The organism is Pseudomonas sp. NPDC098747 (genome assembly GCF_044760045.1).
In the GTDB taxonomy this organism is placed as follows: Bacteria; Pseudomonadota; Gammaproteobacteria; order Pseudomonadales; family Pseudomonadaceae; genus Aquipseudomonas.
Genome location: NZ_JBIWAL010000012.1, coordinates 26,771 through 41,083, shown reverse-complemented (window position 1 = coordinate 41,083; position 14,313 = coordinate 26,771). Strand labels below are relative to the sequence as shown.

Annotated in this window: 14 protein-coding genes, 1 tRNA gene and 2 pseudogenes; 10 read left to right on the top strand and 7 right to left on the bottom strand. The window is 53.0% G+C overall.

What is annotated here, in order from left to right; translation table 11 throughout:
- The 7 genes from ACIQVE_RS10400 to ACIQVE_RS10370 all read left to right on the top strand — a co-directional run bounded on the left by ACIQVE_RS10400 (position 1) and on the right by ACIQVE_RS10370 (position 5,561).
- Positions 1-585: a TerD family protein gene (locus ACIQVE_RS10400; RefSeq protein ID WP_402807555.1), complete on the top strand. Its 585-nt coding sequence runs from the start codon at positions 1-3 to the stop codon at positions 583-585.
- Positions 585-1,748 (top strand): TerD family protein, encoded by a 1,164-nt coding sequence (locus ACIQVE_RS10395; protein ID WP_402807552.1) that lies wholly within the window; start codon positions 585-587, stop codon positions 1,746-1,748. Before ACIQVE_RS10400 ends, ACIQVE_RS10395 begins: the two co-directional genes overlap by 1 nt.
- 45 nt (positions 1,749-1,793) lie before the next feature.
- Positions 1,794-2,243 carry a tellurite resistance TerB family protein gene (locus tag ACIQVE_RS10390; protein WP_402807551.1) on the top strand — a complete coding sequence of 150 codons (450 nt, stop codon included), beginning with the start codon at positions 1,794-1,796 and terminating at the stop codon, positions 2,241-2,243.
- 44 nt (positions 2,244-2,287) lie between these two features.
- Positions 2,288-3,286, top strand: coding sequence for a TerC/Alx family metal homeostasis membrane protein (locus ACIQVE_RS10385; protein WP_402807732.1), 999 nt, complete (start codon positions 2,288-2,290; stop codon positions 3,284-3,286).
- Between the two features lie 31 nt (positions 3,287-3,317).
- On the top strand, positions 3,318-3,893 hold the full coding sequence (locus ACIQVE_RS10380) for a TerD family protein (RefSeq protein WP_200616681.1): 576 nt from the start codon (positions 3,318-3,320) through the stop codon (positions 3,891-3,893).
- 27 nt (positions 3,894-3,920) lie between these two features.
- Positions 3,921-4,499 (top strand): TerD family protein, encoded by a 579-nt coding sequence (locus ACIQVE_RS10375; protein WP_402807548.1) that lies wholly within the window; start codon positions 3,921-3,923, stop codon positions 4,497-4,499.
- Positions 4,500-4,598: 99 nt separating this feature from the next.
- The gene (locus ACIQVE_RS10370; RefSeq protein WP_402807547.1) at positions 4,599-5,561 is read left to right on the top strand and encodes a hypothetical protein; all 963 of its coding nucleotides are present in this window, start codon (positions 4,599-4,601) and stop codon (positions 5,559-5,561) included.
- A 114-nt stretch (positions 5,562-5,675) separates the two neighbouring features.
- On the opposite strand, the gene ACIQVE_RS10365 is transcribed toward ACIQVE_RS10370, so the two are convergent.
- The 3 genes and pseudogenes from ACIQVE_RS10365 to ACIQVE_RS10355 form a co-directional block, all read right to left on the bottom strand.
- Complete coding sequence (locus ACIQVE_RS10365) at positions 5,676-6,920, bottom strand: VWA domain-containing protein (RefSeq protein WP_402807544.1); 1,245 nt, start codon at positions 6,918-6,920, stop codon at positions 5,676-5,678.
- Between the two features lie 144 nt (positions 6,921-7,064).
- Positions 7,065-7,793, bottom strand: coding sequence for a class I SAM-dependent methyltransferase (locus ACIQVE_RS10360; RefSeq protein ID WP_402807542.1), 729 nt, complete (start codon positions 7,791-7,793; stop codon positions 7,065-7,067).
- 163 nt (positions 7,794-7,956) lie between these two features.
- Positions 7,957-8,500 (bottom strand): annotated as a pseudogene (locus tag ACIQVE_RS10355) (HipA domain-containing protein); the annotation flags it as partial.
- Positions 8,501-8,833: 333 nt separating this feature from the next.
- Between ACIQVE_RS10355 and ACIQVE_RS10350 the strand changes: the two are divergent.
- The 3 genes from ACIQVE_RS10350 to ACIQVE_RS10340 are packed head-to-tail and all read left to right on the top strand — an operon-like array spanning position 8,834 to position 11,048.
- On the top strand, positions 8,834-9,571 hold the full coding sequence (locus tag ACIQVE_RS10350) for an AzlC family ABC transporter permease (RefSeq protein ID WP_402807541.1): 738 nt from the start codon (positions 8,834-8,836) through the stop codon (positions 9,569-9,571).
- Complete coding sequence (locus tag ACIQVE_RS10345; RefSeq protein WP_402807539.1) at positions 9,568-9,879, top strand: AzlD domain-containing protein; 312 nt, start codon at positions 9,568-9,570, stop codon at positions 9,877-9,879. Before ACIQVE_RS10350 ends, ACIQVE_RS10345 begins: the two co-directional genes overlap by 4 nt.
- 11 nt (positions 9,880-9,890) lie before the next feature.
- Complete coding sequence (locus ACIQVE_RS10340) at positions 9,891-11,048, top strand: fatty acid desaturase (RefSeq protein WP_402807536.1); 1,158 nt, start codon at positions 9,891-9,893, stop codon at positions 11,046-11,048.
- Positions 11,049-11,280: 232 nt separating this feature from the next.
- Here ACIQVE_RS10340 and ACIQVE_RS10335 read toward each other — a convergent pair whose 3' ends face one another.
- The 4 genes and pseudogenes from ACIQVE_RS10335 to ACIQVE_RS10320 all read right to left on the bottom strand — a co-directional run bounded on the left by ACIQVE_RS10335 (position 11,281) and on the right by ACIQVE_RS10320 (position 14,232).
- Entirely contained in the window at positions 11,281-12,105 is an 825-nt protein-coding gene (locus ACIQVE_RS10335; protein WP_402807533.1) for an AraC family transcriptional regulator, read from the bottom strand.
- Between the two features lie 323 nt (positions 12,106-12,428).
- A pseudogene (locus ACIQVE_RS10330) lies at positions 12,429-12,650 on the bottom strand (helix-turn-helix domain-containing protein); the annotation flags it as partial.
- 464 nt (positions 12,651-13,114) lie between these two features.
- Positions 13,115-13,188 (bottom strand) — tRNA-Gly (locus tag ACIQVE_RS10325).
- 159 nt (positions 13,189-13,347) lie between these two features.
- The gene (locus ACIQVE_RS10320) at positions 13,348-14,232 is read right to left on the bottom strand and encodes an alpha/beta fold hydrolase (RefSeq protein ID WP_402807530.1); all 885 of its coding nucleotides are present in this window, start codon (positions 14,230-14,232) and stop codon (positions 13,348-13,350) included.
- Between the last annotated feature and the right edge of the window lie 81 nt (positions 14,233-14,313).

Here is a 14,313-nt window from a genome sequence, read left to right as displayed (position 1 = left end):
ATGGCACTTACCCTGAGCAAAAAACAGTCTATTTCCCTGGAAAAAACCGCCGGCACTGCATTGTCCAGCGTCAGCCTCGGCTTGGGTTGGGACCCGGTAAAGGCCGGTTTTCTGGGCAAGCTGATGGGCAGTGGCGGTGAAATAGACCTGGATGCTTCTTGCATCCTGCTCGACGGCAGCCTGCAGCCTGTCGACCTGGTCTGGTTCCGCCAACTGAAATCTCAGGACGGTTCGATCCAGCACTCCGGCGACAACCGCACCGGTGAAGGCGGTGGTGATGACGAAACCATCCACGTTGATCTGCAGCGTCTGCCGGCGGTTGTTCAACATCTGGTGTTCACGGTGAACAGCTTCACCGGACAGAATTTTGAAAAAGTTGAAAATGCCTACTGCCGCATCGTCAATGCCGGTAACAAGAACGAACTGGCACGCTTCAATCTCTCCGAGCGCGGGGCTCACACCGGCATCGTGATGGCCAGCCTGTCCCGCGAAAGCGATGGCTGGAAGTTCACCGCTATCGGCGAGACCACCAATGGCCGCACTGCGGATGATCTGGTGAACCTGGCCGTTCAGGCGTTGCGCTAATGGCGACCCTTGCACCGGGCGGCAACGCGCCAGTTGCCAGCGGTCCACTACGCATCGATATCAACTATTCGCCGATTCCTGGCGCTGACATTGATGTCTCGGCCTTCGTTCTGGGAACCACGGCAAAGGTTCGCGGCGATGGTGATATGTGCTTCTACGGTCAACCGAGTGTGTTGGGCGGGGCGGTTACCCTGTCCGACTCCTCGGCAGGTCGCGCGGTGTTCACGGTTGATCTGAGCCGACTTGAACCTGCCGTGGAAAAGGTCGCTCTGACCGCCACGATCCACGAAAACAAAGCCAGTTTCGAGCGCGTTTCGCAGCTGTCAGTGGTGGTGTCCGGTGGCATTGAAGCGCAGATTCCGACCAGTGGCATGAAGGAAACCGCACTGATCCTGGGCGAGTTTTATCGTCGCCAGGGCGAGTGGAAATTCCGTTGCGTTGGGCAGGGATTCAACGGTGGGCTTGAACCGTTGGCCCGGCATTTCGGGGTTGATGTCGCTGCCCCGGCAGCTGCGCCGACACCGGCCCCAGCCCCAGCTCCTGCACCGGCGGCGCCGAAGTCTTCGATCAGCCTGAGCAAGGTCACCCTCGACAAAACGCGCAGCTCGATCAGTCTGGAGAAGACTGCGGCCGGCTTCGGTGAGATCAAGGTCAACCTGAACTGGAACAAACGCAGCTCCGGCGGCTTTTTCAAAAGCAGCAGCTCGATCGACCTGGACGTGGGTTGCCTTTACGAGTTGCAGGACGGTGAGAAGGGCGTCGTACAAGCCCTTGGTAACTGCTTCGGCGGCTTGAATCAAGAGCCTTACATCCAACTGATGGGGGACGACCGTACCGGCTCCGTTGCCGGTGGCGAATGGCTGCACATCAATGGCGCCAAGTGGGCTGAAGTACGCCGCATCCTGATCTTCGCGTTCATTTACGAAGGTGCTCCGAACTGGCGGGAGACCGATGGTGTCGTGACCATCTACATCCCGAACCAGCCGGAAATCGAGGTTCGCCTCAACGAAGAGGGTGGACGCGATGGCATGTGCGCCATTGCGATGCTCGAAAACGTTAACGGCGCCGTCAAGGTTTCCCGGCGGGTGGATTTCCACCGCGGGCACGCGGCGGTGGACAAAGCCTACGGCTGGGGCATGAACTGGCGCGCCGGCTCGAAATAGTTACTTTGGCGGGGCTTGTGCCCCGCCCTCTGAGAGGACCTCAAAATGCTTGCATGGCTTAAAGAAAACGCTGCATCGGCAAGAGACAAACTGACCACTGAGGTCAGCAAGTTCAAAAACCAGAAGTTTATGGAGGCCACAACAGCAGCATGCGCAGTGGTCGCCGCTGCAGACGGTGAGATCTCCTCCGCCGAGAAAACCAAAATGGCCGGGTTTATCAATAACTCGTCGGAATTGAAGGTTTTCAACATGGCCGACGTCATCAAATCCTTCAACGGGCACTGCGAAAAGTTCGAGTTCGACTTTCAGATCGGTCAAGCAGAAGCGCTGAAAACCATCGGCAAGATCAAGAACGATGCCGGTGCTGGCCGCTTGCTGGTTCGCGTCGCCTGCGCCATCGGCGCTTCGGATGGCAACTTCGACGACAAAGAAAAAGCGGCTTGCCGTCTGATTTGCATTGAGCTGGGTTTGAATCCGGCTGATTTCGAACTTTAAGGAGCGGTACCTTGGACAGTCAAATAGGATTCCCCCCGTTGACCATGGCGGTCTTCGTCGGGATCGCGCTGGGAGCGCTGCTGCTCGACATGGTTACCCACCGTGGCGACAAGCCCATTTCTCTGGCTAAAGCCTCGATCTGGTCGATTTTCTGGATTGCGATCTCGCTGGCGTTTGCAGGCTTTTTGTATGTTCAGCACGGGCCGGATGTCGCGACTCTGTTCGTCACCGGTTATGCGCTGGAAAAAGTGCTCAGCGTCGACAACCTTTTCGTGTTCATGGCCATTTTCGCCTGGTTCAAAGTGCCTGATGGCATGCGTCACCGGGTGCTGTACTGGGGCATCATTGGCGCGATCGTGTTCCGTGGGATCTTCGTTGCTATCGGTACGGGTCTGTTGGCTTTCGGCCCATGGGTCGAGGTCGTATTCGCGGTGATCGTTGCCTGGACTGCCATCATGATGCTGCGCAGTGGCGGTGATGATGAAGAAGAGGAAGACTACTCCAAGCACATGGCTTATCGCTTTGCGCAGAAGCTCTTCCCGGTATGGCCAAAGTTGTATGGCCACAACTTCTTTGTGTCCCGCAAGCAACTGGAAGTGGAACTCAAGAAGCCTGAGAACCAAGGCATGACTCTGGCGGCGAAGGGCACTCTTTTCGCCACACCATTGTTCCTGTGTCTGGTGGTGGCTGAAGTGTCCGACATCCTCTTCGCCTTCGATTCCGTTCCAGCGGTAATCGCTGTGAGCCGCGAGCCGCTGATCGTTTACTCGGCCATGCTCTTCGCCATTCTCGGCCTGCGGACCATGTACTTCGTACTTGAAGCACTGAAACGCTATCTGGTCCACCTGGAAAAATCGGTTATCGCATTGCTGTTCTTCATTGCGGTCAAGCTGGGCTTGAATGCAACGGATCACCTGTTCCATCACGGCTACACCATCGATGCAAACACCAGTTTGCTGATCGTGATGGTTGTCTTGGCCATTGGCGTCGTCGCAAGTCTGGTCTTCCCCGCGAAGGAAGAAGCGCAGCCTGAAAACCAATGAGTAAACGTCTTCACTACAAGGAGTAATACCCATGGCACTGACTCTTCAAAAGGGTGCAAACCTCTCCCTGACCAAAACCGATCCGAGCCTGAGCAAGATTCTGGTTGGCCTGGGCTGGGATCCGCGTGCAACTGACGGCGCAGAGTTTGACCTGGACGCGAGCGCTCTTCTGCTGGGTGCGAACGGCAAGGTACGCAGCGAAGCTGACTTCATTTTCTACAACCAGCTGAAAAGTCTGGATGGCTCGGTTGAGCACGCTGGCGACAACCGCACCGGTGCCGGCGACGGCGACGATGAAGTGATCAAAGTCGATCTGAGTCGTATCCCGGCTGACGTGGACAAGGTTGTCTTCATCGTCACCATCCATGACGCTGAATCGCGCAAGCAGAGCTTTGGTCAAGTGGGTGGCTCTTTCATCCGCGTCGTCAATGACATGACCAGTGCAGAAGTGGTCCGCTACGACCTGGCTGAAGACGCCTCGACCGAAACGGCGATGGTGTTCGCTGAGCTTTATCGCAACAACGGCGAGTGGAAATTCCGCGCCGTTGGTCAGGGTTACACCGGTGGCCTGCGCGCCCTGGCGAACAACTACGGCATGAACTTTTAACCAACCCCCAAAAAAAGGAATGTGAACATGGCTGTAAGTCTGTCCAAAGGTGGCAACGTTTCTCTGTCCAAAGAAGCTCCGGGCCTGTCCGAAGTGATCGTGGGCCTGGGTTGGGATCCGCGTGTCACCGACGGCACCGAATTCGACCTGGATGCTTCGATTTTCATCGTCGGTGAAAACGGCAAAGTGATCGACGACAACAGTTTCATTTTCTACAACAACAAAACTTCTGCCGATGGTTCGGTAGAACACATGGGCGACAACCGCTCGGGCGCGGGCGAAGGTGATGATGAGCAAGTCACCGTCAAACTCAACGGTCTGGCTGCCGCTGTGAAGAAGCTGGTTTTCTCGGTAACCATCCACGACGCCGACGCCCGTAAGCAAAGCTTCGGCCAGGTGTCGAATGCCTACATCCGTGTAATGAACAAGGCTGACGGCAAAGAGCTGGCCCGCTATGACCTGAGCGAAGACGCTTCCACCGAAACTGCAATGATTTTCGGTGAGCTGTACCGCAGCGGTGAAGAGTTCAAGTTCAAGGCTATCGGCCAGGGTTTCGCTGGCGGCTTGAAGCCTCTGGCTGAATCACACGGTGTGAGCATCGGCTAACCCGAAAGGGTTAAAAAAGCCCCCGCGAGGGGGCTTTTTCTTGCCTGTCGTTCAAACAGTGGCGGCATCTGAAAGCAAAAAATGGAGAGGGAGAAGGGAATGTTTCGTAGCGCGTGGGTAGTGTGTGTTTTGGCAACGTTGTCGGGCTGTGGCGCCTATAACGATTTCCAGGCCAATAATGCCGTTGAGGAATACCGGATGGCGTGTATGGGCAATTACACGAATGAATGTGAAAGCAAACTGGTCGATACCAACATCATCATGCTCGAGTTGGCTCGCAGCAATGTCGATCGTGAGAAAGACACGCTGATCAAAGCCGTTGGCCAGGACGGCTACGACCGCTTTGCCACCGCTGCCGACGAGGTGATTGATGGCCTGATCAAACAACAGGAAAGCAAGCGCCCAGGTTTCTTCGCACGCTTTTTCCTCGGTGAAGCACAGCCGTTCGGCGACACGCGAAATCAACTCTTCAACATCTCCGACATGCAGCAACTCAGGTCGGTTGTGTTGGAAAAAATCCGTGCTCAGGTTCGTGCTGAATCGACAGCGCCCATGTCACCTACAGCAGCCATTTTGCTCGGTAAGGAAGTTGCGCCCGCTGCACCTCAAACACCTGCCCCGTCAGCATCCGCCGCACCCGCCGCTGCAATTGATGATGTGCCAGTTGCAGCACTCGACGGCGCTGTAGACCGAATGATTGCCGAGGAGTTGGCAAAGGACGGCGGCGATGAATTCAAAGAAGGTCGCAAGGTGGTTTTCGCAGACCTCAATGACGACGGTGTAAACGACGCGATCGTGCTTTACACCATCGAAGGTCAAGGGGGCAGTAACAGCTACTTCCAGTCCCTCGCCACGTTCTATGCTGACACGAAGGGCTGGAACTATCGCGGCGCAATCGTCGTAGGTTCGGGCGTGCAGAACGTACAGGTAGTGGATTCAAAAAAACTGGCGTTGAAAGTGCTTTCGGTTGGCCCTGAAGACGCCAATTGCTGCCCGAGCGTTGAGAGCACCGAGCAGTACAAATGGGATGGTTCAAGCTTCATCCAGATGCCAAGTGCCTAGTCTGGCGCATGGATTTAGCACACATTAAAAAGGACTTGGACGCAGAGGTCTGATCTGGACTGAAAAGCGATCCTGCGCAGGCGCAATGCCATGCGCGGGATTCGCGGGTTGTTGTCAGCGAATAATGCCCTTGGCCTTGGCATCCTTGAGCCAGATTGGAAACTCGGCCATTAACAGGTCGTAGAGCTGTTCCTCGCTGATGTCGTGCAGATCATCCAGGGCGAAGAAGCCGCAGTTGTCGACCACGCGCCCTGGCAGGGTATCGAGCTTCTCGAGAATTCCGTAGCCATTGCCGCCGAGCCCGACGAATTGCCAAAAGATCGGCAGACTGGCGGCGTCGACCATCAGGCGGGTGATCTTGCGGCTTTCAGACACGCCCCCGTCACTGATGAACAGGACGTACATCGGCGTACCGTCATCGGTCAGCTGAAATTGCTGCAGAACCTTTTCGATGACCTTGGGCTCATCGTTGATTCGGCTGCCGAGCTCCCAGTTACGCCAGCCACGACTGTCGTTGTCGATGAATCCCTTGTGGTTGCTCAGCGTCACCGGCGAGAGGCGTAAAGGCTTGGCGCCAAACGCCCAGCAATCGAGTTCGCCGTCCTCATCGAACGACACCGCCAGCGGCAGCAGCCGGTCGACGACTTCCTGCACCCGGCCTTTGGCGTATTGATGGTTCATCGAACCGGAAGCATCGAGCACCAGCACCACGCGCGCTTTGGTTTCGGTGAGATTGGCTTTTTCCAGACTGATCTGTGCTTTCTTGGCCAGGCTGACGAGGTGCGGCGCGGCCGCTGCGATCTTTTTTTCGAGAGAGATTTTTGCGGGGGGTGGGGCGGGCGCAGGGCTTTCAGCGACTTCGCCGCCGAAGTGATTCACCAGCGCATCCAGGCCTTGTGCATAACCTTGCAGGTTCGAGAGCAGGCGCCACTCACCGTTCTTGCGATACAGCTCGGCAACCATGATGGCTTTCTCGGCGCTGAAGGTTGCCCCGGAGAACGAACACTGGGCGACAGCCTCGCCGGCCGGATTGGACACGGTGAACTGACTGGCACCGATTGCACTCATCGCCCCGGCGCCATCGATGGAGGCCGTGAACACCAAACGGTCAATCGACACGGGCAACTGCGCAAGGTTGATTTGAAAACGGCCCTGATCTTCGATTTTTACGCTGGAGCACGGCGTGGTCGGCTGATTGAAAAAGACCATGTAGCGATCATCGGAAAGTTTGCCTTGCACATCGACGCCGAAGCAGACGAAATCGATGACGTCGCTGGACTGAATCTGTATCGCGAGTGTGAGTGATTGCCCCTGAAGAATGTTTGACAGTGGTAGCCGTTGTCCCTGGGTGATCTGCATCTTGCTTCCTTGAGTGATGAGGTGCGGCCTCGGCGCAACGCCTGGGCGCGCGCCGGATAATCTGTAATCTGATGAAGTGCGGGCGTTTGATTCGCTCGCTCATTATCGCCCTAAACCGGCGAACTTGGGTTGAAGGGTTTGAACTCAGCGCTGCACTGCCACCAACATCATCATCGGCCGCTCCCGCTCTTCAGCCAGCGCCGGTTGCGCTGCCACTTCTGCATCACTTGGTCCCCATTCGTTGACGTGGCGAATGGTGAAACCGGCAGCGATCAGCGAGTTGAGCAAGGTGCCGACCGTGCGGTGCTGCTTGATCACGCCTTCTGCCAGCCAATTCGTCACCCGTTCACCCTCCATTTGATAACTGTCTAACGGCCAGCGCTTGCGACCTTCACTGTCGATCAGCCAACCAGGATTGCGCGGCGCCATGAAGATCGGATGTTCGATGGAAAACACAAAATGCGAACCCGGTTTCAGCGCTGCATAGAGGTGGGCAAACAGTCCCGGCAGATCCTTGATGTAGTGCAACGCCAGGGAGCTGTAGGCCAGGTCGAAACTGCAAGCGGGCAAGTCGAGTTGTTCCAGGTCGGCGCGTTCGTAGCGGATGTTCGCCGCCGAAGTAGTTTCTTGCGCGCGCTGCAGCATTTTCTCCGAGACGTCCAGGCCCAGCACGTTGGTCGCGCCGTGCTCACTGGCCCAGCGGCTGAACCAGCCATAGCCGCAGCCCAGATCCACCACGTTCAATCCGTGCATAGAGGGCAGCAAGGCCTTAAGTGCTAACCACTCCGGTGCGGCATCGAGGCCGCCGATGGAGCGGTTCATTTGGCTGTAACCCTGGAAGAATTCGGGATCGTCGTAAATGTTTTGAGTCATGGTGCAAGTGCTCTTTTGAGTTAGGTCGTCAGAGGCAATCTGGCCGCATTGGGTTCCCTCGAAAGTGATGACGCGTATTCGTCGATGGCCGCGCAGGGGGAGGGTGGTGGTCGATGGGTCAATGTTAGCGGGTCGGGTGCAAGGTGAGTACTGCTTGAGCGATTCAACCAAGCAGTTCGATGTTATGGTCGATGCGGTTTTGAAGGGGGTGCAGAGTCTCTGTGGTGATCACGCCCGGATACAACCGCTCGGCCAGGTCTGAAAGACGGCTGGTTACTTTGCAGAATCTCTCAATGATTTGCGCGGCCGCTTCGGCCCCGACCTCTGCTTCCTGTGCAAGGTCAAGCAGGTGCTCTCGTTCAATTTCCAAAGCTTCGCCCATCACGTCCATGATGTAAGCAAAGCTCTTGGGATGGTCGTCTCGGTTGTTGAACGCGATATTGAAGACGACTCGCTCAAACGCGAGAGCTTTCTCTCGTACGTCGTTGGTGCACTTGTGAGTCGCACGCAAGAAATTGACGTAGTCCAATGATTCTGGGGATCTGAAATCCGCTCCGGTGAAGGCTGCGAGACTTTGCATGGGCACCCGTAGACCCTCTTTTCGATCAAAGCGTTTAGTGGGGAAAGCAGCCATTCTATTGAGTGTCTGACGTCTGGATGCCGCACAAGCGCAGGCATTCTGCGTAAATCATTTCGATGGCGCACACTTAGTTTCGCATCACGTACCCGAGGCAGGAACCGTATGTGTATACGGTAGATCCGTGCGTACGGATCTGTGCGGTGGGCAGGTACTATCATTCCTACCGCAATCGACTAAACAGCAATTTTATCCAATGACTCCTGATATTGTTCCCCCCCCGAATACGGCACGCTCTTTGACGTCCCGCTGAGTACAAGGCGCCGTAACACGTCAGAAGTAAATGCCAGCGCATTACTTGTTGATACAACCTTCTGTTTCATCAGCAATTTCATGCAATACCTTGCAGATAGCGAATCACTAATATTCATCACCACCAATAAGACTGTGATGAACATCTAAAATGGAACAGCTCGCCGCCGATGAATCAAACACATCCAGTAAGCATCATCCTGGCAACTGGCATGGATTTTTTACGGGTGTATTGAATATGCTGCCGCTGTGCCTTTCTGTTCTTCCGTGGGGTATTTTAGCGGGATCCATGGCAGTACAGTCAGGTTTAACGATAGGGCAAAGTATAGGCATGTCCGCCATCGTTTTTGCTGGCGCAGCCCAGCTAGTCAGTCTTAGCCTAGTCATGTCAGGGGCAAGTTTTTTTACAGTAGCCGTGTCAGTTTTCTTTATAACTGCACAACACTTTCTATATGGGCTGACGTTGCGCGAGCATGTTGCTGAAATGAGTGCGCGCCATCGCATCTCTATTGGCTTTCTCCTTACTGACGAATTGTTTGCACTTAGCAGCGCAAATAAAGAGAAAAAACCGCTTACGCCCGGTTATTTAATAGGTGCCGGACTAACATTTTACTTGTCTTGGAACTTGTTCAGCTTTTTAGGTATTTTGGCGGCCTCATCAGTGCCTGATTTAGACAAGTATCATTTAGACTTTTCAATTGTAGCCACCTTTATCACTATCGTCGTCCCGATGATAAAAAAATCCAGCGTATTGTGTGGAGTGGTTTACTCACTCTTTATGTCCATGATGTTGTCTTGGCTCAATGTAGAGGGCGCCATTGTTATTGCAGGCATCTCCGGAATGTTTGTTTCAGTGATGGTCGCCAGAGTAAATAGGAGAAACGTATGACTTGGTTGTTACTACTGACCTTGGCGGCAGTGGTTTTTTTTAATCGGTATGTTTTCCTTGAGCCAGGAGTTCCTTTAAAAATTCCAAGAGTTTTAAGCGAGGCCCTCGAATACTCAGCACCCTGTTTGTTAACAGCCATTTGCGGTCCCATTATTTTTTTAGAGCATGGTGTGCTGCGCTCAGCAGTTGGTAACCCCTATTTGTTAGGAAGCATTATAAGCGTCATCATGGCTATTTATGTGCGCAACATGGTTCTCTCGGTTATTTGCAGTCTGATCTTATTCTATGTGCTGTGTTATATCCTTTAACTGGAGTGGTAATGAAAGGCGTCATAAGCGATTACGAAGAGTCAGCGGGTATACGTAACACTTACAGTGTATTACCTTTTCAGGGAATATGGACTTGGTTGACAGGGAGGGAAATTGCCGGAAGAAAAACGCTTTGGCGCTCAAACTCGACAGAAATGATCTGCTGGGCACTGAGCTGGGTGGTCGGTGGCTCTATATTGATAATACTGTCATTGCCAGGCTTATCAAATAACTATTGGAATATATTGATCTACATCGTGGGAGCGCTGCTTTCCGCTTCCGGCGCAAGATATGTAGTAGCGACAATTATTCATCATGGCGTTCATGGGCATCTTTATAGATCTCAGATTTTGAATAAGATAGTTTGTGAAATATTATCGACTTTGTTCATTGTGCAGCCCTATGCATCCTACCGGCAATTTCATGTCTATGAGCATCATGGAAAGAAATTCTCCACTATTGAAGACAAGGATCTTGCGGCAATCTACAAATTAGGTTTTGTGCCGGGAAAATCTAAGCCAGCTCTGTATTTAAACTTGTTTGTTAAATTGTTTAGCCCTTTTTTTCATCTGTCTTTCCTGTACGGCCGTATAAAATCAAACCTGATTGGCGTACCACTGTATCGTTTTGCAATGTCGATACTATGGATAGGTATTTTGGCGAGTATTGTGTGGTTCTATGGGGTGGGGGTTTTCTGTCTGCTAGTGGTCGTACCACTGGTTCTTATCTACCAGGCAGCTTCTTTGCTTCATCTACTTACTGAGCATGTATGGTTATTGAGAGGAAAAGACGAAACCGTACGTGATAGCCACATAAAAAATTGCCACGGCCGTTTTTGTGGCGCTCCCTGCCCATCGAGCTTTACGATAACTAAAACTCCTCAGTGGTTTACATGGATTGTTGCCCACTTGTTTTATCATCTGCCCGTCAGAATGCTTGTGGTTCAAGGATCATTAGTATGCCATGACTGGCATCACCGACACGGCAGTGTGCGCCAGTGGTTTGACTACGCTGCATTGAGGGAGGCAAGTGCACAGAAGCTACTCCGAGAAGATAAATATGACTATATCGATATCTGGGGTCTGCATAATTGTCTGAATTATGTGTTTGAGATGATCAGTGCATCAGCAAAGGTAGATGTAGACCATTTGGAGTACCGCCTAAACTAGGAGACTTATGGGAAGTTCTGCTCATGTGGATTTACGGTTTTTTTGACCAGGTCTTGCACGAAAAATTTCGCCCGCCTAGCGATACGATGCTAGTACTAGCTCTCAGCGATTAAATCCCTGCGCTAAAAATGGTATCTGCCTTCGGTGGATACCATCTGGATGATCGACTCATTAAGCACGTGGAAGATCAGTATTTTTCGCTGTAGCACCCAGGAAACTAGAAAGTGAAATCCTATGATTTACGTGCAGAATGCGCATATTCCCCAGGAGTAAAGCCCATCGCATTCTTAAAATGACGATGGAAATGGCTTTGATCGGAAAAGCCACAAAGCGTTGCCACATTTGAAATAGATATCCCTTGCAGCAAAAGTTTCTTCGATTTTCTAAGGCGAGCCTGAACCAAATACGCATGAGGTGTTATCCCAACAGTTTTTTTGAATTGCCTCAAAAAATGCCAAGGACTTAATTTAGCCATATCCGCCAGTTGCATCAAAGAAACATCACGCTCTGGGTAACTGTCCATAAAATCTTTCAGCATGACCATGTTTGTTTCGGCACGCTGGAAATCATTTCCTATTGTTTTGGTTTTCCCATGTCGCATGGTAAGCCAGGCCAGCGAAGAAAGTAGTAGTGTTTCCTTAAGTAGTCCATTGCCTTCTTGCGTCAGTAAGTTGAAAACCATCAGAAGCTGCGTGGCTAATCCTGGGTCATGAATGACAGCATCGGGAAACCATGGAATGCTCCCCTCTGGCTTGCTAAAGTCACGTGATAATGAACACAACAGATTGGGGTGAGGATAAATAGCTCTATATGACCAACCGCTGTCCATTCCGGACGATCCGGTATGAACATCATCCGCATTTACTAGAATGATGTCTCCTTTAGGTGCAACGTGATCCCCCCCCGTACGATAGAAGCGCTGCGCCCCTTCCTCAATAACACCAATACAAAAAGTCTCATGGGCATGCCGAGAAAAATTCTGTTTGTAATACCGAGCCTGGAGCAGGTCTAACCCTCCAAATGCCTCCAAATGGTAAACGCTGGTCTGTTCTTTCATTTTTGCTTACCTCCTTGTAACACACGCATATCCATCCAGTTGCCATGCAAAACTTAAGCTCATCTAGAGCGTCGACCTTAACATGAATTTTACGTGAAACTGGCTATGTTTTCTTAGCCTTTACCATCAACAGATACGCCGGACAGCCAGGCGTTGGTCTGGGCTGGCATTGCAAGAGTCAGGCAAAGAACAAACAGCGCTACCAGGCAATGTGCGGCATTGCGCTCCTGGCGCAATCTTATTTGAAGAGCGCGAAATCGAGGCGTTGTAGCGCCCTAAAAATCCGTGATAGTTGTGCCTGCAATCGTCTCGACGAATCGCTGCTTTGCCCGGAACGAATCGGCTTTCAGCGCCTGTTCCAGCGTGTCATGGAAGGGGCTGAGTTTGTTGAAGGTCGCGCACTGCTGGTACGCCGGTTGAGTGGCTTCGGGCGCTCTGACCCATTTTCGGATGGTGTTTCTCGACAGCCCGGTACGCTTGGCTATCTGGTGCAGCGAGAGCTTGTCGCTGAAGTACATCCGCCGGATTTTCCCCAACATTTCCATGCTGATCACCTTGTGTTCTCCTGCTCGAAAAGTGAGCAGAAGCAGTTGAACACCAGGGTTAGTTTTCAGTCGGCAAAACAGCCTTTACTGGGTCAGATTTCGGTCAGCGGCAACACCAGTATGCATCGGAATGCCGAGGGAACATTCCAGGAGCGACCTATGAGGGAGAGCCCTTAGAAGCCACTTGGGATGGACATGCCTGGGTAATGCTCGCAGGTGTCATCTGCGATCTGACGATCTTCCGAAGCGCCTACGCCACTAAAACGCCAAGCATTACGACTGAGTTGCACCCGCATGCCGAATGGCTTCCAGCAGAGTGCTTTCCTTTGGTCACAGGAATTGTGGGTTTCTGTAAATTCTGAGGGGTACGGCAAATTAATCACAAGGAGCGGTTTTTGTGATCAATAGATGGGGTTGGGGAGTGGCGGTTGAGGTTGGAACCCACCCAGTACAGGGCTTGAAGATGGAGCGGGTAGAGGGAATCGAACCCTCAACTAAAGCTTGGGAAGCTTTCGTTTTGCCACTAAACTATACCCGCTCAGAGCGGCTGACTTTGTACCAGACTCGGCAACGGAATTGAAGTTTTTCTTTTGTGCGTATGCCTTTACAGCGGTGAAATCGGTCAATCGCGAGCAAACACTGTGGGACCAGTAAACAAAACTCTTGACCCCGCAGCCTTGCTCGCGATGACGCTCTTTCAAATGGCCAATGCATGTTGATCCTGAACAAACGAGTAGCGAGTTCGGCTCGCCTGCGGTGCCGGTTTCAAAAAGCTGAGCAAGGCATTCTGGCTATCCCGGCACGCAGCCTTATGCTCCATGTCGAGAAAGTGCCCGGTGGCTTGCACGGTGGTGAAGGTGCTCTGCGCCACGTGGTTGCCGAACAGGCGTGCATCCTCGGCGGCGGTGTATTCGTCCCATTCACCGTTCACAAACAGCACCGGCACGTTGATTTTCTTCGCCGCGTTTAAATAGCACTGACGATCGCTGTGCAGCACGTCGCTGATGTGGAAGTGCATTTGCCCGTATTCGTGCTCGGCCAGGCTGCTGACGTGGCGATAGTTGAAGCGTTTGAACAGTGACGGCAGGTGTTTGCCGATGGTGCTGTTGACCAAGTGCCCGACCCGATCACCGTCACGTTGGCCGAGGTAATCGACGCCGCGCTCCAGGTAATCAAGCATGTGCGCGTTGATTACAGGCGAGAACGAACTGATCACTGCTTTTTCGATGCGACGTGGCTGGTTCGCGAGGGCAACCAGAGCCGCGGCACCGCCCCAAGAGAACGACAGCACGTGCTCGGCGGCAAAGTGGTCGATCAACTCCAGCAGAATTTGCCCCTCAACGTCCTTTGTCAGATGCTTCTCGTGACGGTTGTGGGCTTTTGACCGGCCCGCGTAGGGCTGGTCGTAGCAGACCACGTTGAATTGCGGATGCAGGTTTTTCACAGTCTGTGCAAACGACGCAGTCGTGGCCATCGAGCCGTTGACCAGAATGATGGTCTTTTCTGCGGCGTCTGCGCGATAGAACTCCGTGTAAACCCGATACTGACCCTGTATATCCAGCACAGCGATTTCTGGCCTCATGTCATAAGACTCCTGGCAAGCAAGCGGGTATGCGCGCAAATAGACATTGCACGAACTTTGTGACAGGTAGGCATACGCCTG

Coding starts and splice junctions, on each gene's coding strand:
- ACIQVE_RS10400 (WP_402807555.1), top strand. CDS start 1: ATGGCACTTACCCTGAGCAAAAAACAGTCTATTTCCCTGGAAAAAACC.
- ACIQVE_RS10395 (WP_402807552.1), top strand. CDS start 585: ATGGCGACCCTTGCACCGGGCGGCAACGCGCCAGTTGCCAGCGGTCCA.
- ACIQVE_RS10390 (WP_402807551.1), top strand. CDS start 1,794: ATGCTTGCATGGCTTAAAGAAAACGCTGCATCGGCAAGAGACAAACTG.
- ACIQVE_RS10385 (WP_402807732.1), top strand. CDS start 2,288: ATGGCGGTCTTCGTCGGGATCGCGCTGGGAGCGCTGCTGCTCGACATG.
- ACIQVE_RS10380 (WP_200616681.1), top strand. CDS start 3,318: ATGGCACTGACTCTTCAAAAGGGTGCAAACCTCTCCCTGACCAAAACC.
- ACIQVE_RS10375 (WP_402807548.1), top strand. CDS start 3,921: ATGGCTGTAAGTCTGTCCAAAGGTGGCAACGTTTCTCTGTCCAAAGAA.
- ACIQVE_RS10370 (WP_402807547.1), top strand. CDS start 4,599: ATGTTTCGTAGCGCGTGGGTAGTGTGTGTTTTGGCAACGTTGTCGGGC.
- ACIQVE_RS10365 (WP_402807544.1), bottom strand. CDS start 6,920: ATGCAGATCACCCAGGGACAACGGCTACCACTGTCAAACATTCTTCAG.
- ACIQVE_RS10360 (WP_402807542.1), bottom strand. CDS start 7,793: ATGACTCAAAACATTTACGACGATCCCGAATTCTTCCAGGGTTACAGC.
- ACIQVE_RS10350 (WP_402807541.1), top strand. CDS start 8,834: ATGGAACAGCTCGCCGCCGATGAATCAAACACATCCAGTAAGCATCAT.
- ACIQVE_RS10345 (WP_402807539.1), top strand. CDS start 9,568: ATGACTTGGTTGTTACTACTGACCTTGGCGGCAGTGGTTTTTTTTAAT.
- ACIQVE_RS10340 (WP_402807536.1), top strand. CDS start 9,891: ATGAAAGGCGTCATAAGCGATTACGAAGAGTCAGCGGGTATACGTAAC.
- ACIQVE_RS10335 (WP_402807533.1), bottom strand. CDS start 12,105: ATGAAAGAACAGACCAGCGTTTACCATTTGGAGGCATTTGGAGGGTTA.
- ACIQVE_RS10320 (WP_402807530.1), bottom strand. CDS start 14,232: ATGAGGCCAGAAATCGCTGTGCTGGATATACAGGGTCAGTATCGGGTT.